At 68.5% G+C, this 23,372-nt stretch carries 13 protein-coding genes; 8 read left to right on the plus strand and 5 right to left on the minus strand.

Annotated elements, in window-relative coordinates; all coding sequences use genetic code 11:
• Positions 1-210: 210 nt before the first annotated feature.
• The 5 genes from IE260_RS00710 to IE260_RS00730 all read left to right on the plus strand — a co-directional run bounded on the left by IE260_RS00710 (position 211) and on the right by IE260_RS00730 (position 10,642).
• Positions 211-3,315, plus strand: coding sequence for a type ISP restriction/modification enzyme (locus IE260_RS00710; RefSeq protein WP_189868424.1), 3,105 nt, complete (start codon positions 211-213; stop codon positions 3,313-3,315).
• Positions 3,316-3,432: 117 nt separating this feature from the next.
• On the plus strand, positions 3,433-3,903 hold the full coding sequence (locus IE260_RS00715; protein WP_189868425.1) for an ATP-binding protein: 471 nt from the start codon (positions 3,433-3,435) through the stop codon (positions 3,901-3,903).
• A gap of 95 nt (positions 3,904-3,998) precedes the next feature.
• A complete protein-coding gene (locus IE260_RS00720) occupies positions 3,999-8,540 on the plus strand; it encodes a DUF6531 domain-containing protein (RefSeq protein ID WP_189868426.1) in 4,542 nt (1,513 codons plus the stop codon).
• The gene (locus IE260_RS00725; RefSeq protein ID WP_229880278.1) at positions 8,537-9,187 is read left to right on the plus strand and encodes a hypothetical protein; all 651 of its coding nucleotides are present in this window, start codon (positions 8,537-8,539) and stop codon (positions 9,185-9,187) included. Before IE260_RS00720 ends, IE260_RS00725 begins: the two co-directional genes overlap by 4 nt.
• A 957-nt stretch (positions 9,188-10,144) precedes the next feature.
• Positions 10,145-10,642, plus strand: a complete 498-nt coding sequence (locus tag IE260_RS00730; RefSeq protein WP_189868427.1) for a hypothetical protein — start codon at positions 10,145-10,147, stop codon at positions 10,640-10,642.
• A gap of 45 nt (positions 10,643-10,687) precedes the next feature.
• On the opposite strand, the gene IE260_RS00735 is transcribed toward IE260_RS00730, so the two are convergent.
• Complete coding sequence (locus IE260_RS00735) at positions 10,688-10,969, minus strand: hypothetical protein (RefSeq protein WP_229880280.1); 282 nt, start codon at positions 10,967-10,969, stop codon at positions 10,688-10,690.
• Positions 10,970-10,992: 23 nt separating this feature from the next.
• The gene (locus tag IE260_RS00740; protein WP_189868428.1) at positions 10,993-13,188 is read right to left on the minus strand and encodes a DUF2786 domain-containing protein; all 2,196 of its coding nucleotides are present in this window, start codon (positions 13,186-13,188) and stop codon (positions 10,993-10,995) included.
• A gap of 253 nt (positions 13,189-13,441) precedes the next feature.
• Here IE260_RS00740 and IE260_RS00745 point away from each other — a divergent pair, with 253 nt between their 5' ends.
• The 3 genes from IE260_RS00745 to IE260_RS00755 all read left to right on the plus strand — a co-directional run bounded on the left by IE260_RS00745 (position 13,442) and on the right by IE260_RS00755 (position 18,720).
• Positions 13,442-15,256: a DUF4357 domain-containing protein gene (locus tag IE260_RS00745; RefSeq protein ID WP_189868429.1), complete on the plus strand. Its 1,815-nt coding sequence runs from the start codon at positions 13,442-13,444 to the stop codon at positions 15,254-15,256.
• On the plus strand, positions 15,253-16,503 hold the full coding sequence (locus IE260_RS00750) for an McrC family protein (RefSeq protein ID WP_189868430.1): 1,251 nt from the start codon (positions 15,253-15,255) through the stop codon (positions 16,501-16,503). Before IE260_RS00745 ends, IE260_RS00750 begins: the two co-directional genes overlap by 4 nt.
• Before the next feature lie 81 nt (positions 16,504-16,584).
• Positions 16,585-18,720, plus strand: coding sequence for a UvrD-helicase domain-containing protein (locus IE260_RS00755; protein ID WP_189868431.1), 2,136 nt, complete (start codon positions 16,585-16,587; stop codon positions 18,718-18,720).
• Positions 18,721-18,726: 6 nt separating this feature from the next.
• On the opposite strand, the gene IE260_RS00760 is transcribed toward IE260_RS00755, so the two are convergent.
• From IE260_RS00760 to IE260_RS00770, 3 genes are all read right to left on the minus strand, one after another.
• Positions 18,727-20,385: an HsdM family class I SAM-dependent methyltransferase gene (locus IE260_RS00760; RefSeq protein ID WP_229880282.1), complete on the minus strand. Its 1,659-nt coding sequence runs from the start codon at positions 20,383-20,385 to the stop codon at positions 18,727-18,729.
• Between the two features lie 115 nt (positions 20,386-20,500).
• Positions 20,501-21,511 (minus strand): alpha/beta hydrolase, encoded by a 1,011-nt coding sequence (locus tag IE260_RS00765; RefSeq protein ID WP_189868689.1) that lies wholly within the window; start codon positions 21,509-21,511, stop codon positions 20,501-20,503.
• Positions 21,512-21,577: 66 nt separating this feature from the next.
• Positions 21,578-23,191, minus strand: coding sequence for a phosphodiester glycosidase family protein (locus IE260_RS00770; protein ID WP_189868432.1), 1,614 nt, complete (start codon positions 23,189-23,191; stop codon positions 21,578-21,580).
• Between the last annotated feature and the right edge of the window lie 181 nt (positions 23,192-23,372).

Raw genomic sequence — 23,372 nt, forward strand, 5'->3', positions numbered from 1 at the left:
TTCGGCCAGGAGGTCAGAGCCAAGTTTCAAGGTCCTGCCGGAGCCGTCAGCGGCAAGGAGGAGAGCCTCACAGCACCGGTGGAGCACCTGCTGCGCGGCATGGCCTGGCGGCAACGCATGAGACTGATCGCCCACGGTCAGACCCGCGTCAAGCGACTCGGGATTCGGCCCGACTTCGCCATCAGCTGCGGGGGGAGGACCATCGGGCACGTGGAGCTGAAGCAGCCGGGCAGAGGGGTCGATCCGCAGAAGTGGTCCGCGAGGAGCCACGACCGCAGGCAGTGGGAGAAGATCAAAGCGCTCCACAATGTCCTGTACACCGACGGGAACGACTGGGCGGTCTACCGCTTCGGCGTGCAAATCGGCCCTACCGGCCGCCTGGTGGGAGACCTGAAAAGCGGTAGTCGGCAAGTCGTCGTCGCGGACGACGGGTTCGAGCGTGTCCTCACGCACTTCTTCACGCCGGCGCCTCTCACCCACGACAGTATCGACGAACTGGTCAAGCGCATCGCGGGCATCTGTGCCCTGCTGCGCGACGAGGTCACCGAGCGCCTCACTCGCGAGGAACATGGAGAGGCCGACGCAGCGTTCTCGATTTTGGCCGGGAACTGGAAGGACCTCCTCTTCCCCGATGCTCGTCCGGCGGAGTTCGCCGACCATTACAGCCAGACGCTGACCTTCGCCATCCTGTTGGCCCGCCTGGAGCACATCGATCTGGACAAGCTCTCCCTTCCCGATGTCGCGATCCGATTGGGTAAACGGCACTCCTTGATGGGCAAGGCGCTGGCGGTACTGACGGACGAAGCCCTCGACGATCTGCGAGGGGTCATCGACACGTTGATCGACGTCATATCCGCCGTCGATCCCGAGATGTTCAAGGACGAGACCGGAGACGCCTACCTCCACTTGTACGAGGGCTTCCTGAGCGCCTACGACCCGGAACTGCGACGGCGGACAGGGACGTACTACACACCCGGCGAGGTCGTCCGCTTCATGGTCAGGTTCACCGACGAGGTGCTGCGTGACCGGCTCGGCCAGGAGGACGGGTACGGGAGTGAGGACGTCACCGTGGTCGACCCCGCCATGGGAACCGGGACCTTCCTCATCAACATCATCGATCATGTCGCCAAGGACCTGTCATTGAAGTACGGCAGGACTCTGAAGTCCGGCCTCCTCCGGGAGCTTTCGGGGCGGCTCGTCGGTCTGGAGAAACAGACGGGGCCGTACGCTGTGGCCGAGCTCCGTGTACACCACGCCTTCCAGTCCCACGACGCTGATGTCACGCGTCACTCACCGAGACTTCTGGTGGCCGACACACTCGATGATCCCTCCGTCGAGCACCACTTGGGCTTGATGTACGAGGCGATCGCCCGGCACCGCCGTATGGCGAACAAGATCAAGGCAGACGAGAAGGTCATGGTCGTCATCGGTAATCCGCCCTATCTGCGGGGTGCGAAACAGTCAGGCGTCGGACGCTGGGTCACCGACGGGAACCCGAATGATCAAGGTCCGATCCTCGCCCGTTTCCATCCCGAGGACAACGGGCGCGTCGGATACGCCCTCGACAACCTCTACGTCTATTTCTGGGCGTGGTCCACTTGGAAGGTCTTCGACCAGGTGACGGCTTCGGGCACACCCAAGGCACCCAGTGGAGTCGTCGCGCTCATCACCAACTCCGGATACCTGGACAGTGAGGGCGCGGCCGGCATGCGCCACTACTTGCGCGAGGCGGCCGACGAAGGCTGGGTCATCGGTCTCTCCCCCGAAGGCCCCTACTCCGACACACGCACCCGGGTCTTCCAGGACGTGAAGCGAGAGGTCTGCATCGCCGTCTTCGTCCGTCGTGGATCTCCCGACCCGAGGAACCCGGCGCGGGTGTGGCGACTCGACGTACCGGCGGGAACGCGCGAGGAGAAGTTCGGCTGGCTGGAAGGTCTCGGTCTCGAGGGCCACCGGAACGGGACTCGTTGGCAGCTGTGTCCCGCACAGTGGACGGCTCCCTTTCACGTCACGTCCGCCTCCGAGTGGACAGCCATGCCCGCGGTGGACGCCTTGCTGCCATGGACAAGCTCCGGCAACACCAACAACCGCAGTTGGCCCGTCTCACCTAGCCGGGAGGTTCTGGAAAGGCGATGGCGAAGGCTTGTCGAGGCTCCCGCAGAAGCCAAAGCGGCCCTGATGAAGAGCACTAGAGACCGCCGTCCGGATAAACTGGAACCACCCCTGCCCGGCCAGCAGGAGAAGGGCACTCTCGCCGCGGAAAAGGAGACGGTGCCGGTCATCGCCCGGTACGGACGGATGACCTTCGACCGGCAGTACATCATTGCGGACAGGAGAGTGATCGACCGGCCGCGGCCTGCCTTGTGGTTCGCCCACAACGACCGTCGTCAGGTCTACCTGTCCGAACTGCACACAGAGTCAAGTCGCCCGGGCCCGGCGGTGAGCTTCACCGCCCTTCTCCCTGACGTTCATCACTTCAAAGGCACCGAAGGTGGCCGCATCGCGCCCCTCTACCGCCACCCTCACCTGCCGGAACCGAACGTGACGCCCGGACTGCTGCAGTTGCTCACCAAGACACACGGCGTGACGGTGACCGGCGAAGACCTCTTCGCGTACATCGCGGGCATAGCCGGCCACAGCGGCTACACCCGCCGCTTCGCCGCGTACCTGGCCGAACGTGGCGCCCGTATCCCGCTGACGCGCGACTCGGCCTTGTGGTCGGAGGTGGTGGAGGTGGGCAGACGTACGGTTTGGATCCACACATACGGCCAGCGCTTCGCTTCTCACCACCACGACAGCCCACCCGGACCGACCCCAAGGCTGCCGCCCGCAGAGCAACCCGAATGCATCGTCGCGATCGGGGAGAACGAAGGGCTGCCGGACAGCATCTCCTACGACGCGACGACGCAAACCCTCACGGTGGGCACCGGCTCCATACGTCCTGTGACGCCGGAAGTGTGGGACTACCGGATCGGCGGGGTGCAGGTGATCCGTAAGTGGTTCAGCTTCCGCAAACGCAAGCCGGACGTGGAGCGGCAGACCCCATTGAACGACATTCTGCCTCCGACCTGGCCTTCCCGCTGGACCCTTGACCTCCTGGACCTCATCAACGCGCTCGGCCTCCTCGTAGCCCTCGAGCCCAGACAGGCCCAGCTCTTGGATGCCGTGAGCAACCGGCCGCTCATCACCATCGACGATCTCCGCGACGAGGGCATCCTGCCCGTAGCTCCCCACGCGGCCAAGGAGCCGAAGCCGCCACGGAGGTCTCGGCGCACCGCCGGGCCTGGACAGGAGACCATTGCCCTTCCGAACTGACACCGCACCAGTGTGAGGGCCCGACGCCCGCACCAGCACATCCTGTGCTCGTACGGTGACGCAACGTACGGGCCATGCCTCTGGAACGCGCCCCCGTACGCCCGTCACCGTGTCCGCATGAGCGCAACCACGCCCCAGCTTCCCGCCGCCGTACGGACGTTCACGCAGCAGTTGTCGTCCACCCGCCGCGGTGCCCGCCTCGCCCACCTGCTCACCTACGAACAGCTGCGCATCTGGCAGACGCCGCCAGACGTCACCGACCGCGCGGAGCAGATCGTCGCGGAGCTCGCAGCCAACGCGGCGCTGCACGGCAGGGTCCAGGGCCGCGATTTCCGTCTCACCCTCACTCACGACCCGACTGCCAGCGTCCTGCGCATCGCGGTCACGGACGCCCGCGGGGACCGCTTGCCGTCACCCGTGACGGACATCGCCACACCGCCGGACGACGAGTCGGGCCGCGGCCTGCTCCTCGTCACCGCCCTGGCCGATCGCTGGGGCACGGAGCCGTATCCGCCGAGCGGCAAGCCCGCCTGGGCGGAGGTGTCCCACCGGCCGTCGAGCGAAGTGCAGCCGCGTCCCGCGCGGTGAGACGCCAAGGAGCGGACTTTCGTCGAACTACTGTGCTGTGTAAGTTCACACGTGCATAAAGGTGCTCGTGATGTGCGTGTGACGGGGGTTACGGCATGGTGGGCCATCGACCAAGTGACTGGCATGTCCTGGATCTGGACAGGGATCCCACCCCCGGTGACCCGGAGCGGGTGCGCAAACTGGCGAAGTTCCTGCACGACTTCGCCGACGACGTCTCCGAGGCCTTGCGCCTTGTCAAGGGGATGGCCGGCGAGGGCACGCTGGCGGAGTGGGCGGGCAAGTCGGCCACCGTGTTCAAGGAGGAGTTCTCCGGGGTCCCGGAGAACTTCCGGAAGCTGAAGAAGTCGTACGAGATGTGCGGCGACGCGCTCACGGACTACTGGCCGAAGCTGGAGCGGGCGCAGGCGCTGGCGGACAAGGCGCTGGCCAAGGCGCGCGAGGCCCGCGCCGACCTGTCCTCGGCCCAGTCGCGGCTGTCCTCGGCGGAGACCTGGGTGGGGCGGGCGACGAAGGAAGCGGACAAGTACAAGGACGACCCCACCGGCTCCAAGTCGGACGCGGACGAGCCGGACGAGGCCAAGGTCCGGGCCGCCACCCGGGACGTGCAGAACGCCAAGTCCGCCCAGGTCAAGGCTCAGTCTGACGTCTCCGATGCCCAGGACGCCCTCGCGGCGGCGAAGAAGATGGCCGAGGACGCACGCAAGATGCGTGAGGAGGCCGCCCGGGACGCGAAGTCAAAGATCGACGAGGCCTCGGACGCCGGGATCCAGAACCGGTCGTGGTGGGAGGAGATCGGCGACTGGTTCACCGACAACTGGGACAGCATCGTCGCCGCCTGCAAGATCGTCGTCGCGGTCGTCGGCATCGTCGCCATGATTATCGGCGGGCCCATCCTCGGCGCGATCGTGCTCGTCGCCGCGCTCGTCGTCCTCGCCGACACCCTCTACAAATACTCCAAAGGCCAAGCCTCCCTGTGGGACGTAGGCCTGGCCGCGCTCGACTGCATCCCCGGCATGAAGGGCCTGACCAGCCTCGGCGGTCTTGCCAAGGGCCTCAAAGCCCTCGGCAAGACCGGTCTCAAAGGCATGGCGCTCGGGGTCAAGGGGCTCGGCAGGAGCGTCGGCGCCCTCGGCCGTCAGATGAAGAAGCTCGTCACTCGCGGCGATCCGGTCGATCTGGCTACCGGGGAGATGGTCATGTCCGCCACGGACGTGTCACTGGACGGTCTGCTGCCGCTGGTGCTGGAGCGTCACCACCGCACCCGCACGCGCAGCGGTCGCCTTCTTGGCCCGAGTTGGACGTGCACGCTCGACCAGCGCCTGGTGCTGGACGCCACAGGTGTGCGGTTCGCTGCTGACGACGGCATGGTGCTGCACTATCCGGTCCCGGACGCAGATGCTCCGGTTCTGCCGGTCACCGGTCCGCAGTGGCCGCTGAGCTGGGACGGTACCGCTGACGGCGAGTTGGTCGTGCACCGGCCCGAGACCGGACACCGGCTGCACTTCCGTCCTCTGCCCGACCGGTCACCCGCCGAACTGCACGTGGCATCGATCAGCGACCGCAACGGCAACACCATCGACGTGGCCTACCGGCCTGACGGCACACCCGAGGAAGTCATCCATCACGGTGGCTACCGTGTCGGCGTGACCTGCGAGAACGGCAGGATCACCGAGCTGGTGCTGCGAAATCATCCCGAGCAGCCGACCCTGGTCCGGTACGGCTACGACGACCGCGGCAACCTCTCCGCCGTGTACAACTCCTCCGGCCTGCCCCTGCGGTTCACCTACGACGACAGCAGGCGCATCACCGGCTGGGAGGACCGCAACGGAGTCTGGTACCGCTTCGACTACGACGCGGCCGGCCGCTGTGTGGCCGGCCACGGCATGGACGGATTCCTGTCCTACACATTCGCCTACGACGACCTCTCCCGTCGCACCGTCGCCGTCGACTCGCTGGGACACGCCACGCACTACCGGTTCAACGACGCCTACCAGCTGGTCGAGGAGACCGATGCGCTCGGGCACACGGTCGTCCAGGAGTGGGACGACCGTGACCGCCTGCTGTGCCGCACCGACCAGCTGGGCCGTGCCCTGCACCTGGAATGGGACGAGGCGGGGCGGCTGACGGCGGTCCGGCTGCCCGACGGATCCGTCTCGACGACCCGCTACAACGACCTCGGGCTTCCGGTGGAGATCACCGAGTACGACGGTGCGGTCCTGCGACAGGAATGGGACGAGCGCGGCAACTGCATATCGGTGACCACAGCCGACGGTGCCACCACCCGGTTCACCCGCGAGCCGTCGGGGGCTTTGGCCTCGCTCACGGATGCGCTCGGCGCTGTGCACCGCTTCGCCAACAACCCCGCCGGACAGCCGATCTCGGCCGTCGACCCCGTCGGAGCTGTGGTCACGTACGCTTACGACTCCTTCGGCCGCAACTCCGTCGTCATCGACCCTCTGGGCGGTGAGGTCCGTCGCACCTGGTCCCCGGAAGGTCTTCTCACATCACTGACCGACGCGGACGGCACCTCGGAGCACTGGACGTACGACGGCGAGGGAAACCAGCTCACCCACACGGACAAGCTGGGCCGCACCACCCATTTCACCTACGGCGCCTTCGACCTGCTCGCCTCACGCACGACACCGGACGGAGTCCGGCACACCTTCACTCACGACACCGAGCTACGGGTGACCCAGGTGACCGACTCACGCGGACTGACCTGGGACTACCACTACGACGCGGTCGGCAACATGGTGTCGGAGACGGACTTCGACGGCCGAACCCTCGCCTATGCCTACGACGCCGCCCGCCAGTTGGTGAGCCGCACGAACGCCGTCGGACAGACGGCTGTCTTCTCCTACGACGCGGTCGGCAATCAGGCGGAGGTGGCACTCGACGGCAGTGTCACCACCTATCACCACGACCGGGCGGGTCGTCTCGTCCGGGCCATCGGCCCCGACGCCACGCTCGTATACGCCTACGACGAGGAGGGACGGATCACCGCCGAGAGCGTCGACGGGCGGACCCTCGCCACGGCGTACGACATCGTGGGCCGCCCGGTCGCCCGGACCACTCCGAGCGGTGTCGTCACCAGGTACACATACGACGAAGCCGGCCAACGCACCGCGCTCGCCACCGCCGGTCACACCCTGTCCATCGCGCGCGACCGTCTGGGACGCGAGACGGAGAGGAGGACCGACACCGGCCTCGCGCTCACCCTGAGCTGGGACGCCGGGGACCGTCTGACCAGCCAGCAGCTGACCTCCACGAGCTGTGCGCGACCACTGACCCACCGGACCTACACCTACCGGCCGGACGGCCACGTGACCGCGCTCGACGACCGCGGATCGGGGCGCCGCACGTTCGACCTCGACCCCACCGGCCGTGTGCTGACCGTGCGTGCGGAGGAGTGGACCGAATCGTATGCCTACGACGAGCACGGCAACCAGACCCGGGCCTCCTGGCCGGATCGGTACCCCGCCCAGGGGGCCCGGGGCGAACGTGTCCACCGGGGCAACCGTGTCCTGCGTGCGGGAGGAATACACTACGAGTACGACGCAGCCGGACGAGTCGTGCTGCGACGCAGGACCCGGCTGTCCCGCAAGGCCGACATCTGGCGCTACACCTGGGACGGTGACGACCGGCTCACCTCCGTCGTGACCCCCGACGGCACGGTCTGGCGCTACCTCTACGACCCCCTCGGCAGGCGCATCGCCAAGCAACGGCTGACGGCCGACGGGCAGGGTGTGGCCGAGGAGACCCGGTTCACCTGGGACGGCCCGCACCTGGTGGAGCAGGTCACGACCCGTGCGGGTTCGTCCGAGGTGTCCTCACTGACCTGGGAACGCGACGGCGTGCGTCCGCTGACCCAGACGGAGCGCGCCACCCTTGCCGACGCGCCCCAGCACGTCGTCGATGAGCGCTTCTACGCCATCGCCACCGACCTCGTCGGCACCCCGACCGAACTTGTCTCCGAGGCCGGTGAGGTCGTCTGGCGCGCGGACGCCACGCTCTGGGGCCTCATGGCGGACGAGGACCGTGGAGCGTCGACTCCGCTGCGGTTCCCCGGCCAGTACTTCGATCCCGAGTCCCAGCTCCACCAGAACTTCCTCCGCTCCTACGACCCGATTGCCGCGGCGTACATCAGTGCCGACCCGCTGGGACTCGATGCGGGACCCAACCCTCGGTCGTATGTGAGCAACCCGCTGTCCTGGTACGACTATCTGGGGCTTCTCACCTGCGCCGAAAACGCGGAGAAGCTGGCGAAGAACCTCGCGAGGGAGGGCCGGGCCAAAGGTCCGGGCCAGGCTGCCGCACACATCGTGCCGTCCGGCATGAAGCGCAACAAGGCGGCAGAGACCCGAGCCTTGCTGGAAAGGTACGGCGTCGACATCAACGACGCGGCGAACGGCATTCCCCTCGGACATCCACGGCCGCACAACTTCACACACCGCAAGGCCTTCCTGCTGCGCCTGAATGCGCATCTCAAGGACGTGACGGAGACGATGACTGAGGCCGGTTACGGCGCGCGCGCCATTCGCGGTGCACTACGTCAAGAACTGCGCTCCGTCGGGCAGCAAGTCGAAAGAGAGCTGGCAGGCGGACAACCGGGGCCGGGCGCCGTGTGGACGGCATGATGGAGCGCACCAGATCCGACGCGACAACGAACATGGATGGTGACGTAATGGCCGATATGCCGGAGAGGGGCCTGGCGGTGTACCGGCTTCTGCCAAGCCTGGCCGAGTACCAGCAGCTCGACCCGAACAGATGGGACCTGCGTCGGCTCAAGCGCTGGCAGCGTCTGGGAGCCGACGAGGACCGGCCCGACCGGCTGCGTGCGGAATGGATGGGAGAGCGGCGCTGGCCCAAGGGCGACTTTCCCTCCGGCTATCCGGGCGCTCCCGTGCTCAGCCGACGTGTCATTGATCGATTCGGCGCCGAACCGCTGCGGGCGGCCGGCAGCCTGGTGCCCGTCGAGATCGACGGCGCGAAAGGGGACGAGTACTACCTCCTCCTTGTCGAACAGGTCGTGGACTGCCTGGATCTGCGCAGGTCGTCCAAGCCGAAGAAGGTGGATGGCGAGGTCAAGAAGGCGGTGTACCGCACAGACGCGGTCCCCGTGCGCCTGCCGGCCTTCCGTCTGCCGCAGTTCCCCGGTGCCGTCCAGTGGAACGGATGGGCGGTCGAACGGCTGATCGATCTCACCGGTGACGAGATCGAGGCCCGGCTGCTCTGGTCCGAGGATCCGGCGGCCGTGCCGCACTCCGACCCGTGGGGTATCTGAGGGTGCCCGGCGGGTCGGACGGACACTGTGGCGGCGCACCACCGTCGCCACGCCCACACGCAACATGATTGCGGACCAGACGGGCCGCGACTCGGCGGCCGCACCATTCTGCCGACTGGGCACGGCACCACGCCGGAGCTTCCGTCGACGTCGAGGGCGTCAATCCCCGAACTGTTCGCACACCGTGGCGTCAGCACTCGGCTGCACCCAGGGGACCTCGACGGGGCCTGGGCGCCGTCGCCCTGCGGCAGCCGGGGCCGGTCACCGTCTTCACCTCCGACGAGGACTACCTGCATATGCTGTGCGGCGACCGCGTGGTGGCCATGGGCCTGGAGGCCGGGGCGTATGCGGCCGCTCCGGAATCATCGCGGAGGGCACCAGCGCGGTGCTGCCGTGTCGATCGTGGACGTAAGCGGTCGCCAGCCGAAGCACGAGAGCGTCGGGGTCGGCGTCGACGAGCGGACGCGCTAGGGACCCGTGATCTTGCGGAGCATCGTGCTCACGCCGGAAGTGGCCCGATGGGTGGGGCCGGCGGCGAAGTCCTGTTGCTGCCTTGACGGCAAGGGGAAGTCCGCCGTCGAGGTCGGTCACGTAGTGGACCGTGCCCATGCCGCCGGTTGCGAGGTGCCGGGTCGGCCGGTAGGGGCCGATGCGGGCGGGCAGTTTCACCGGCACGGCGCACCTCCCGACGCTGGACGACTCTCCGATGGACAGCGTCTGTTCACGCAGACCGCGCTGATGAGTCGTGTATCCCCTGGTGTTCTGCGCCTCATGGCCACCGTTCACCTCGACGGCCGCCCATGTCGACCACGTTACACGGATGCACGGAAGTGCAACCTGTTGACATCGCTAACAAGGCTGCGTCATGCTCCAGTTCACAACAACGCAACCGGCTTGGCCGCGCCACGCGCCTCGACTGCTGTGCGCCTACCTCCACTCACTTCCCGGGGAGAGACCGTGAATCCGCAGAACCACCCGCAGCGCCCGTCCGACATACGGCCACTGCACAAGCGCAAGAGTCTGTGGGCCGTCGGTGCCGCCTTGTTCGCCTTGGGTGCGTTCGGCGGCAGCCTGTCCGCGCAGGACGAGGTCAACGCCACTCAGGCGCTGGCAGCCAAGCCCGCGCCGACAGTCACGACCACGGCCACCGTCACTGCCACTCCCAAGCCTGAACCCGTCCCCACGGTCACCAAGACCAAGAAGGTCACGACACCCGGCCCGACCGTCACCGTCACCAAGACGGCCCGGGCCGCCGGATCCGGTACCAGCGACAGCGCCGGCAGCAGCAGCGACAGCGGCTCCGGGAGCTGCTCCATCGTCTCCAACGCGGGCAACTGCTACCAGGCGGGGCAGTACTGCCGGAACAGCGACCACGGAGCCACGACGACGACCGCTCGCGGCACTCGGATCACGTGCACATACAGCTCGAACGCGTGGCGCTGGACCTACTCCTGACAGCCAACACGGCAAGGTCGCGAGCCGGCTCTCGATGGCGCCCGACTACAGGGGCGGCTTGGCCCCTGGCACCCAGTCGAAGCCGAAGCCGTAGGCTCGGTCGATGAGTTGCTGATTCGACAGCAGGGGCTCGGCGGTGAACCAGCGGACCTCGCGCCGCAGGTCGAGAGTGACGGCGCCCTGCCCCGGGGTGAGCAGAGCGATGGCGCAGGAGGTGGCTCCGGCCGGGGAATCGTCCAGATGGATGCGCCAGGTGCCGTTCGGTGCGCTGACGGTGACGACACCTCCAAGGGTGCGGAAGTCGGCTGCGCCTTCGTAGATGTACACATAGGCGAGCAGCTTGGTGGCGTTCAGCGAGTCAACGGTGGGTCGTCCCCCTCGTCGCCGAAGGCCGGCCTGCCGATGTCGGCGATGCGCCCGTCGGCGACTCCTTGCCAGTAGCCGGTTCCCTTGAACTTCGTGGGACGTGCCTTCCCCAGCTTCGGATAGTGTTCGCTGAGCCGTGCCCCGACGACGGCCGACCGGTCGGCGAGGACGAGTTCGACGCTGCGTCCGGCCGTACCGGTTGCGCCGGTCGCGGTTCCTTGGTCCGCTGCCTCGCTCGCCGCCCGCTGCGCTGCGCCGATACGCGCGGTCACCTCTCGAATGAAACCGAGCATCCAGGAGCGCTTGTAGGCGCGGGCGTCCTCGCCCGCCGGCCGGTGTTGCCGGTCGGCCTGGTCCGCGCCGACGAGCATCTGCAATCGGAGGCTGGCGAACAGCACTTCACTCGCCTGGATGTCCGACTCGTAGCCAAACAAGTGCAGTCGGCGCCGGTTGTCCTTGGTGTCGATGAGCACACTCTGGCAGCGCATCTCCTGCGCGATCCGGCTGAGCAGTCGGCGTACCTCCTTGGCGTACGGAGGGTGCACGTCGATCATCCTGTCGATGGGCCGGGCCGGCTCGCCGACGTCGTCGAGCATGGCCCGTTCGATGCCGTACTTGGCCATGAGCTCCATGGCCTTGTCCAGGAAGGCGCGGCTTTCCTCCTCCGTCGCTCCTGGGTCCTCAGCCTTGCGCAACAGCGCCTTGACCTTGGTGAGCAGTTCAGGAGACATGGCGCCGCGGGTGGTCCCGGCGCCGGCACTGGAGGGGCTGGGGCCAGAGGCGCTGGGACGGGGGGCGTCCGCCTCCGACTCGTCTCTCTCTTCTTCCTCGTCCTCGCCCAACCCGCTGATCAGATCGGCCAGGTCCTCCGGATCGGGTGCGAGTTCGGCCAGCGCAGCGAGCGCCCACCGTCGCCAGGCGTCTGCGTCGTCCTTGCGGACTCGCGCGCGAACCGTGCGCAGACGACCCATGCTGCCGTCAGCTTGTGGAACGAAGAATTCCAGGCGTGTGTGGCCGAGCTGTGCCGCGGCAAGCAGTGAGCACAGACCGGAGGCGTCGTCGGGCTGGTAGCGAACGGTGATACCGGGCTCCGGATACCAGTCGGTCTCTTCTTCGCCTTGGCCCCACGTCTCGTCGTCCCACAGGTCGAGGCTTACGAGTGGCTCCTCTTCGCCTGTTCGTACACGGACGACAGATGTCGAGGGCTGCCCTGAGTAGGCCAGAGCCGCCGCTCTCTCCTGTCGCGAGGTGACGATGTGGTACCAGACGGGGACGGTGCCGACCACGGCATGCCATGTCGTCTCGTTCCGCTCATGGCGCTCCCGCGCCTCCCAGGCGATGTCGTAACCCAGGTCATCGTCCTGCCAGGCGTCCTCATCCGGCTGCTCGTGCCAGTCGAGGAACGCTTCCAGGTAATCGCTTGCCGTGCGCCGGGTACCAGGTCTGCTGTCGGCCAGCAGGGCGCGCTCACAGTTGGAAAGGGCATCGATCACGGGTTGGAGGACGAGCGACATGTAACGCTTGACCGCCTCGGAGAATTCGGCGAGAAACGCCCGCGTGGCCTCCGAGCCGGTCTTCTGGTGCTCGCGCCGCCATGCCTCCATCTGCTCGACGCAGGCCTGCTGCTCGGCCAGCCACCTGAGATGCCCTGCGCCCTGAAGGTGCTCCTCGCGCAGGAGCACGGCGTCCTCGACGGCCGCAACCGTACGGGGTTTCCCGAGGACCGCCTGTGCCAGGAGACGGAGCGGCTCTGGCTCGCGGACGAAGAAGTCCATGGGGGTAACGAGGGTACGGCCATGGCTGCGAGGCGCTGCTTCCGGCCGGTCGATGTCGCCGTTCCAGGGAACGTCCGCGGACCAGCGTGCCCGCCACTCCGCGAAATCCCGTTCGGAGTCGCCCGTTCGCGGCTGGTGGCGTCGCCACCACCACAGGAGCATCTCCTCCCAGCCCTCGGCGTTCCATGCCCACAGGGCAGGCTCGCCGTTGCCCGCGATCAGCGATCGGACTGTGCGAACCTCCGCCGCCAGGTCGTGCTGGTAGCCACCAGGTATCAGCCGCTCCAGCCAGCCGACGGACTCGGCCACCGGTTGTGCCCGCGACTCGTCCGCCGCCATCCTCGCGACGGTCACGGCCGCTGCCGTGCGCTGGTCGCCGAGGTCGGTGGGCAACAGCTTGTACAAGGCTGGGGTGGTGGTCTCCAGGACTGTGGCGAGGTCCTGAACCCTGCCCTCCAGCCATTGGCAGCGCGCCCGCCTGAACTCCTCGGCCGCCGGGCCGCCCCATCTGTCGTCTGTCACGTGTCCCCCTCCGACATGCACTGGCACAGGTGGATCATCCTAGGCAGCGGGGTTGGAGCAAACGACGAAAGCCGGACTGTCGGTGCCTGCCAGTACGCTGCAGGCAAGATCGGGCCAGCAGGTGCAAGGGGGTCCCATGGCCGACGAATACCCGGAGTTCCGGCTCCGGCTGCCCAATGGTGACGGCATCGACCGGGCGCGCGGAGTGCTCTTGGACGAGACGGGCACCAACGGCAGCCGGAAGTTCCTCGTGCGAGCCGGCTCCCCTGCACGGGACCATGTGATGCCCTCGCTGGGCAAGCATTTCAAGGCGCCGACCAAACGCCGTGAGGAGCTCCGGGCGCGGGGCACGCTGGTGCCGTCGGCGCGCTGGCCGGGCTGGCTGGAGCTGGCCGAGGACGTGGTGTTCGGTTCCCCCTCCTTCGCCGCTGTCGTGCTGGTCGGTGCGCCGCGCAACGGGTGGGAGGAATGGCGGACCGAGGACGACAGGCCGCTGTCCGACTTCATGTCCGGCGTTTGGGCCGGCCCCAACCGGCCGTGGCTCGTGCGTGGCTCCAACGTCACCGGCCTGGATCTGGTCCAGCGTCTGTGGCTGCCCGAGGGACGCGTCACCCTCGCTGCCTCCCGGTTGCGGCAGGGAGTCCGGCAGGGCATCAGCAAGGACGAGCTCCGCACACTGGTCCAGGAGGACTACGAGTCGACCGCCACGTACAGCCAGCGACAGCAGCTCGTCGGGGACCTCCACGCCTTCCTGACGCGCATGAAGCCCGGCGACACCGTGTGCACGATATCCGGCGGCCGGCTGTACGTCGGCGAGATCACCGGCGAGGCCGAGCAGACAGAGTCCGAGGACCGCCGGTCCAACCTGGGTCGGCCTGTGGATTGGCAGCTGTCCGGCTTCCCCTACGACGAACTGCCCGAGGAGCTCCAGCAGAAGCTGTCCGTCCAGCACGACGTCGTCGACCTGTCCTCCGTCCAGGCACACATCGAGGGTCTCGGACTCACCGACCAAGAGCTGGTCGAGGAGGCAGGGATGAAGGAGCGGGACCCGAGCGTGGAGATTCCCGCGCTCGCCGCCCGACGGGAGCTCGAGCTGCCCGAACCCACCGAGGAGCTGGCCACCGAGCTGCTAGTCCACGACGTCGAGTGGCTGCGTGAGACGCGTGACCTGCTCTGGGACGAGCGCCAGCTGGTGCTGTACGGACCGCCCGGCACCGGCAAGACGTATCTGGCCGTGAAGCTGGCCGAGTTCCTCGGGGGCGGCCCGGAGCAGGTGAAGCTCGTGCAGTTCCACCCGTCCTACTCCTACGAGGACTTCTTCGAGGGCTTCCGGCCCCAGGAGGATCCACAGACGCGGCAGGTGGCTTTCCGGATCACCGCCGGGCCCCTGCGGGAGCTCGCCGACCTCGCCTCCCGCGAGGGCAACCGGCACATCCCGCACTTCCTGATCATCGACGAGATCAACCGCGCCAACCTCGCGAAGGTGTTCGGTGAGCTGTACTTCCTGCTGGAGTACCGCAACAAGTCAGTGCGTCTGACGTACTCTGGTGACGACTTCGCCTTGCCGCCCAACCTGTTCGTCATCGGCACGATGAACACGGCGGACCGGTCGATCGCCCTCGTCGACGCGGCCATGCGGCGGCGGTTCGCTTTCGTGGAGCTGTCGCCGCGCAGCGAGCCGACGAGTGGGTTGCTGCGCCGATGGCTGAAGCAGGAAGGCAGGGACCCCGAGCCCGCCCACCTGCTCGACGCGCTCAACTCCCGGATCGATGATCCGGACTTCCGTATCGGGCCCTCGTACCTGATGAAGAAGGGTGTCTACCGGGAAGGCGGGCTGGAGCGGACCTGGCGGACGAAGATCCTGCCACTGCTGGAGGAACACCACTACGGCGAGGGCGTGGACATCGAGACCCGGTACGGGCTGGCCGCTCTGCGAGAGTCACTGGCATGACGGCCTCCGTTGACGGTTCCTGCACAGGGCCCGTAGCGGCGAAGGTCCGGTCCTGCGTCGACCTGGTCGAGTACGGGACCGCGGTGGGCCTCGCCCTGCCCGACGGCGTGGGCCGCGCACTGGCCGCCGGAGACGTCGTCGACGCGGCGCCTGACCCGTACACACCGGGCCGATGGTCATTGCGGGCCGGTAGCAAGGTCGGGACAGTGAACATCGCCGTGCCGGGGCTGCGGGAGCCGTTCACCGTGCGCGTGGGCCCCAAGGTTCCCATCGCCCGGCTCTTCTTCCTCCTCGGCTACAGCCTCGACCCCAAAAGTGGCTGGCGCGACGGGGAGGTGGACGTGGCCGAGCACCGCGACCTACTGCCCGCCCTCGCCCATGCAGTCGAGCGTCAGGTCGACCGCGCACTGCGTCAGGGACTGCTGCAGGGCTACCGGTCCACGGAGGAGAGCTCTCTGGTTGTCCGCGGCCGGATCAGGGAGGCGGAACAGATCCGGCGCCGGTTCGGCACGGTGTTGCCGGTCGAGGTGGCGTACGACGAGTTCACCACCGACATCGCCGAGAACCGCATTCTGCTCACGGCCGTCGATCGCCTGCTGCGCCTTCCCGGCGTTCCGCGCGAGGTACGGCGCAGGCTGCTGCACCAGCGTGCCCGGCTCGTCGACGTGACGCCGGTCATGCGGGGGCAGCAGCTGCCCGGCTGGCACCCGACCCGTCTCAACGCCCGATACCACAACGCTCTGCGTCTCGCCCAGGTCTGTCTCCGCGGTGCCTCTGCCGAGCAAGGACCCGGCGGGCTGCGCATCGACGGGTTCCTCTTCGACATGAACAGGCTCTTCGAGGACTTCGTCACCGTCGCCCTGCGTGAGGCAGTGCGCGGGGCGGGCCAGGAGGTCCGTCTCCAGGACAGCCACCACCTCGACGAGGACTCGGTCATCCGCATGCGTCCGGACTACGTGCTGTACGGGCCGGACGGCGTCCCCTGCGCGGTCGCGGACGCCAAGTACAAGGCGGAGAGACGGGGCGGATATCCGGACGCCGACCTGTACCAGATGCTGGCGTACTGTACGGCTCTCGGCTTGGGCGAAGGGCATCTGGTCTACGCGAAAGGCAATGCCCCACACGTTTCCCACCGAGTGCGCAAGGCAGGCATCCTCATCCACCAGCACGCCCTCGACCTGGACCAGGATCCCGCGGGCCTGCTCGCCGACATCGCTCAGGTCGCGCGGCGGATGGGGGCCGGCTGACGCGACCGCGCCCGGCCCGCCCCTGCATCCCGCCCGTATGATCGACCACGCAGGGTCAGTCCGGGGTGGGGAGTGCGCGTCGTGCCGCAGCTTGCGTTTGCCAACAGCTTCTGGGAGAGCTACGACGCTCTCGAGAAGCCCGTCAGGAGCGGCGTTCGCAAGGCGATGCAGAAGTTCCAGCAGCTTACTGTGCCAGAGCTGCAGCAGGACAAGGGGCTGCACTTGGAGTCGGTGGAGAAGGCCGCCGACCGCCGCATGCGAACCATCCGCATCAACGACTTCTGGCGGGGTGTCGTACTGGCGCCGGACGACGGCAGTGACGTGTTCCTGCTGGTCAATGTGGTTCCGCACGACGACGCGTACTCCTGGGCGGCCAAGCGGCTGTACACCACGAACTCCGCAACGCGGGCGCTGGAGGTCCGCAACGTACGGGCGATCGAGCAATTGACCCCGCAGCTCGAGAAGGCGGCCGCCACGGCCGAATCACTGCTGTTCGCCAAGTACTCGGACACGGTCCTGCGCGAGCTGGGCGTCGACGACCAGGTTCTGCGGGCGGTGCGCACGATAATCGACAAGGCCCAATTGGAGGCTTTCGGCACCCTGTTGCCGGAGGATCAGTTCGAGGTGTTGCAGTACCTCGCCGAGGGATTCAGCCCGAAGGAGGTGTACCGGGACGTGGTCGCGGTGCGCCGCCCCGTGGACGCGGGCCCCGACCCGGACGAGACTCTAGCCGCCGCCATCGCCAATACCACCAGCCGGATCACGCTGGTAAGCGGGCCGGACGAGCTCGCCGACATCCTGGAGAAGCCGTTCGCCGCCTGGCGGGTGTTCCTGCACCCGTCGCAGCGCCGCGTCGCCTACCGGGTGTCGTACGGCGGTCCGGTGCAGGTCACGGGCGGCCCGGGTACGGGCAAGACGGTCGCCGCCCTGCACCGGGTCAAGCACCTCCTGACCCGGTCGCCCGACACCCGGATCCTGCTCACGACCTATACCAACGCGCTGGCCGCCTCACTGCGCGAAAACCTCGGCCTTCTGCTGGACGGGGACGAGTCGTTGCTCGGCCGGGTCGAGGTGACGACGGTCAACGCGTACGCACACGGTGTGGTGGCCCGTCTCGACGGCAAGGTGCCCTCCCCCATCGGCGACCGGGAGGAGCGGCAACTGTGGCAGCGGGTCGCAAAGAAACTCGCGCTGCCGTGGACGGAGCAGTTCCTGGCGCAGGAGTACCGGCATGTCGTCCTCGCCCAGGATCTGCGCACTCTTGACGCGTACCGCGCCGCCTCCCGGCGCGGCCGCGGCAGCGCGCTGTCGCCGGCCCGGAGGGAGCAGTTGTGGCCCGCCATCGAGCTGTTCGAGTCGATGCTGCGCGACCAGAAGGTGACAACGCACCTCAAAGTGTGTGCTCGGGCCGCCGAACTTCTGGCCGCGTCGGCGCCGACGCACGACCACGTGGTGGTCGACGAGGCGCAGGACCTGCATCCCGCCCAGTGGCGCGTGCTGCGCGGCGCGGTGGCGCCCGGCAGTGACGACCTCTTTCTCACGGGCGACCCGCATCAGCGGATCTACGACTCGAAGGTCTCGCTCGGTTCTCTCGGCATCGCGGTTGCCGGACGCACTCACCGGCTGCGCATCAACTACCGAAGCACAGAGGAAATCCTCGCCTGGTCGGCGGGCATCCTCAGCCCCGTCTCCGTCGACGACCTGGGAGGCGAGGGCATGGACACTCTCGCCGGATACCGTTCGCTGCTGCACGGGCGCAGGCCGCAGGTGGAGGGGCACGGCTCGGAGCACGCGGAGGTCGCGGCGCTCGTCGAGCGGGTACAGGGCTGGATCGCGCAGGGCATCAGCCCCTCCGAGATCGGCGTGTGCGCCCGGTTCAACGTGTTGCTGGACAAGGCCTACGACAAGCTGACGACGGCCGGGGTGCCTGTCGCCCGAGTCAAGGACAATCCGGGGGCCGGTGTGGACGGGGTGCGTCTCGCCACGATGCACGCCATGAAGGGGCTGGAGTTCCGCTGCGTCGCCGTGCTCGGGGTGACGGCGGGGGCGGTGCCGTTCGGCCGCGAGGTGACGCCCGCCGCCGTGGACGCGTTGCAACACGAGTCCGACCTGCTCCGGGAACGGTGCCTGTTGTTCGTCGCCTGCACCAGGGCGCGCGAGGCGCTGGCCGTCTCGTGGAGCGGAGCGGTCAGTCCGTTCGTTCCGGCCGTCTCGTGACGGGCGTCAGTCCTGCGGAGCCAGCGCTCCGTTGCCGAGACCGTCGCGGGCCAGCTCAGCGGCCTGCCTGCTGAGCTCGGCCACCCGTCGCGCCCGTTCCTCGAACTCCTGGAGTCTACGGAAGGCGGCACCGTAGCGGCGCTGCTCGGTGATGTCCATCTGCGGGATGCGGGCGCCCTTGCCGTCGAGCCGGAAGGTGCCGCTGGCGCTCGTGGAGCGTCGGGTGTTGCCCGCGCTGCGCAAGAAGCCTCTCAGGAAGTCCGTGTCCAGCTGGTCGCTGGTCGAGACGGGTTCCGGGCTTCCGTGCTCGACGAGACCAGCACGAGCGAGGTCGGCCACGCTCACCGACGAACCGTCCAGGGCACCAGGGCCTTCTCCCGCGATCAGCGCCGGCAGCAGCTCGGCAAGCTGGCGTACCTCCTTGGCCAGCTCTTGGCGGACCGCCGCGTACTCGGTCGCGTAGTCGCGGTGCGATTCCTCGACGTGGCGGCCGGGCGTGAGGTCCACCGTGTCGTCGAGGAGGTCGATGAGGGGGACGTCCGCGATCTGGTCGGGTGCCGGATCCAGGGCTCCGTCCGGATCATTCGACGTCAGGTCGATCATGCGGACGCTCGTCGCGGCATCGCCTACGGCGGACGAGCGACGCAGGTGCCAGAGATGCACCGGGAGGGCGTGCGAGGCGGCGGTGCCGGCCGGCAGGGCGGTGACCTGTGTGAGGATGCCGCGCCGTACGAGCTCGGCGCGGATGCGACGGCCGGCCTTGCGGTAGGCCACCGATGCGGGCATGACCATGATGACCCGGCCGCCAGGGGCTGTGTGCGCGTACGCGTGCTGAAGCCAGGCGAGCTCCCCTTCGGCGCGCGAAGGTGTTCCCAGTTCCCAACGGGAGTCGAGGAGCAGGTCCTCCCGCCCCCAGTCGGTGTCTCCCACGGGAGGATCGCAGACGACGAGGTCGGCCTTGAGGTTTGGCCACTCGTCATCGCGCAAGGAGTCTCCGGCGACGACATCCACCCCTGTGCGACCCGTCAGGTCCGCGCGCAACTGGGCAAGCCGGGCGCTGCGGGGATCCGTCTCCTGACCGCACCGTCTCGGCCCTCGTTCCGGGCCGACGGCGAGCAGGAGCGTGCCGATGCCACAGGCCGGATCGAAGACCGTGGCGTCCGATGGCACCGTGCCTGCGAAGTGCCGGACGGCGCGGACGATGCGAGGCGAGGTGACCTGATCCGATCCGGCCCTGCGCACGGAGTCCGTGAAACGCTCGGCGAGGCCCTCTACCACCTCACCCGCCGATCCGTGCTCAGCGAGGACAAGCGCCAGGCGGACGGCTTCCTCCGGCAACGTGCTGCAGGTCTTTTCGTCGGCGTCGGCCAGGAGCTGGGCAACCGCTGCCAGCCCCCCGACCATGTCGTCGCCGTACGCAGCCCGCAACGCCTGCCAAAGCTGCACCTCTTGCGAGACGTCGTGGCCCTTCCGCTGCTTGCTGAGCCACGTCTGCACCTCTGTGAGAGCGAAGAGCGGACTGTTCACACTCCCACCGGCGGGCGCGGGAAAGTCGTCGTAGCGTCGTCTCCAGTTCGAGACGGCGGCACGGGTGACGCCTGCCAGCCGGGCGATCTCGGAGCCGGTAACCATGGGGCCGGCCGGGGCCGCGGGGGTGTCTGTCATAATACGCAACCGTACACAGCGTCGACCTGCGCTTCAATGAGCCTTTCTTGTTGACTGCGCTAACGGCTGACAGCACCGAGGTACCAGTAAACGTTCCGAAATCAGCGTCGGGGACTCAGCCGTCGCCCCGCAGCGCCCCCAGCAACACCGGCAACGACGCATGCAACTCCCGCTCCCAGTACGCCCACCCATGCGTCCCCGGGCCGTAGAAGTTCGTGGTCACGTGCTTCGCGCCCACGCGGCGCAGCTCAGCGGCCAGGGCCTGGTTCTGCCGGTTGAAGTCGGCCTCGAGCGCGCTCGTGCTGCCCGGCGGGTCCAGGGGGCCGGTGGTGCCGTCGCCGCAGGACAGGTACACGGGGAGCGACTTCAGTCGCTTGGCCAGGTGGAACGGGTCGTGGGCCTCCCAGATGCCACGCTGCGCGACCGGGTCTCCCCAGACCCGCAGCGGGTCGTTGCCCTGGCCGGCGAAGAAGCCCATGATGCGGTTGACCGACTCGTCGTTCAGGAGGGGATGGGCGGAGCCCGAGTAAGCCGCGGTCGCCTTGAACATTCCGGGGTGCCGGGCGGCGTACAGCAGGGCGCCCTGGCCGCCCATGGACAGGCCGGCCACGACCCGGTTGCTGCCGGCGCCCCAGTCGCGTTCCAGGAGGTGCCGGAGTTCCACCGTGTGGAAGGTCTCCCAGGCCGGGTCGCCGCCCTGGCCGTGGTTCCACCAGTCGCTGTACCAGCCGTTCCAGCCGGCCTCCGGCATCACCACGAGGACGTCACGCAGGCTCGCGATCTCCGCGACGTCCGTCCGGCTGGTCCACGACGTGTAGTCGCCGCAGCAGCCGTGCAGCAGCCACAGGGTCGGCCAGTGCCGGCGTCGGTCGTCGGGATTCCAGCCGTCGGGGGTGAGGAGGCGGACCTTGACGGTCCGGCCGCCCAGGGCCGCCGACCGCACCGACAGGTCCACCTGCCGGTCCGCGACCTGGGTGACCGCGACGACCTCGGCCCCGCGCCCCTGCGAGGCGAACGTGTCCACCGGTGGTGAGGCGGCCAGCGCGGGTGCGGTCGGTACGAGGGTGGCGAGCAGTACGGCGAGGACGAGCAGGACACGGGCTCGGAGGGTCAGGACGGCGGTCACGGGCGTGAACACGGCGGCTCCCTGCGGTGCGGTTCGTCGCTGCACGGACGGTTCGGCCGGGCTGGGTCAGTTCCTGGTGGGCAGGATCAGCAAGGCGTCCCCGACGGGGCGCTCGCCTGCGGCGTCGGAGGGGTCGTTGATCACAGTGCCGTCGGTCACCATCGTGGTCGAGCCGCCGCCGTCGAGGTTCACGGCGTCGCGCAGTCCCAGTGCCTTGGCCACGCGTGCGCTCTCGTCGATGCTGAGGCCGAGGGCGTCGGTGTCGCGTCCGTCGGCGGTGACGAGCACGGTGCGGCCCGCCGCGTCCACCCCGGCCAGCGTGCGCGGGTTCCGCTTGTGCACCCAGCCGTAGTAGAAGCTCGGGTCGCCGGGGCGCACCATGCCGTCGGTGGCGGGGGTGACGTGGAGCCGTCCGCCGCGGACCAGTTCGGGGCCCGCGTTCAGGATGTCCGTCCCGGGTGACGGCGTGGCCGTGTGTCCGCGCTCGTCCAGCAGGGTCGTCCGCACACGCAGGCGGTCACCGACGCGGGCCAGACCGGTCAGCTCGGCGACGCGTCGGCCCGTGGCCTGCACGGAGCTGCCACCGGCCGGGAGCGGGCCGCCGCGTGGGGAGCGCAGTTCGACGACTCGGTCGTGGGCGTCCAGGACCGCCTCGAGTCCCTCGCCCTGCGGCGTGCGTTGGCCGTATTCGGGAGTGAAGGCGACGAGTTCGTCGGCGTTGGTGCACGTCACGTCGTGCAGCGGCAGCGAGGTCGGAACGTCGCCTTTCGTGCCGCCGCAGTTCCTGACCAGGCCAGGTACCCGGTTGATGCCGTTCAGGCTCAGCGAGGTGTCCCGTCCGGTGACCCGGCCCCGCCAGGTGAGCCGGGCGATGTCCGTGCGCCGGCCGTTGTCGTGGACCACCAGGCTGGGGCGTCCGCCGACCGGTTCGCTCAGCAGGCGTCCGTCGTACACTCCCACGCCTGCCGGATCGCCGGGAGCGCCCGCGTTGGGGTCGAGGACGAAGAATCCGGCGTTGACCGCCGCCGTCGCACCGGCTGTCTTCGACAGTTCGCTCGTCGTCTCGCGGTTCTCCAGATCCGGGCCGTACGACGCCTCGAGAGCGCCGCGGAAGTGGCGCGGGTCGATGGTGAGGACGTCGACGCGCCACGGGCCGCGGTCCGTGGCGTCGCCGTCCCAGCCGGTGTACACGGCGGATCCTGTGTATCCGGCCGCCCTGAGACGTGCGCGTTCGGAGGTCGCGGCGGACTGCGAGTCGAACGATCCGACGCGGACCCGCCAACCGAGCGTGCCTCCGGCGTAGTCGGCCGCCTTCGACGTCGTCACCTCCTCGACCCGCGACGAGAAACCGCCGCGTTCGAGTTCGGCGGCCAGTTCCTCGGCGCTGGCCTTGTCCTTCAGCGCGGTCGGCGGCGCGTCGGGATCCGGTGACGTGTCACCGCCGGGGATGGAGACCTCCACCGTCCAGTGCGTCGCCGGGGCATCGGCACCGCGCACGATGCGCGTGAGGGTGACGCCCGGTTGCAGGGTCGTGGTGGTACGGGTCTCGGTGAGGTCGGAGGGACCGAGCGGAAGAGCCTGCCGATCCTGTCGTGGGTGTGGGTCCGCCTGGGCCGGCAAGGCGCCGAACGACGCGAGGACGCCGATGACGGCAGCCGTGGCACACAGTCTCTTCTTCATACGCCCCCGCCTCATGCGACCCAGTTGCCAGCCGACTCACGCACGCTGCACAAGTATCGACCGGTTCCGGCGCCCGTCAAGGCACACGTGACCGCCTCTCCCCTCGCCGTCGTCCGCCGGCGGGGCGTTGTCAGTGGTCGCCGATAGATTCGATCGTGTTCCGCCGAGGTGGCGCGAACGC

The sequence above is a fragment of the Streptomyces viridiviolaceus genome (genome assembly GCF_014650995.1).
GTDB lineage: Bacteria > Actinomycetota > Actinomycetes > Streptomycetales > Streptomycetaceae > Streptomyces > Streptomyces viridiviolaceus.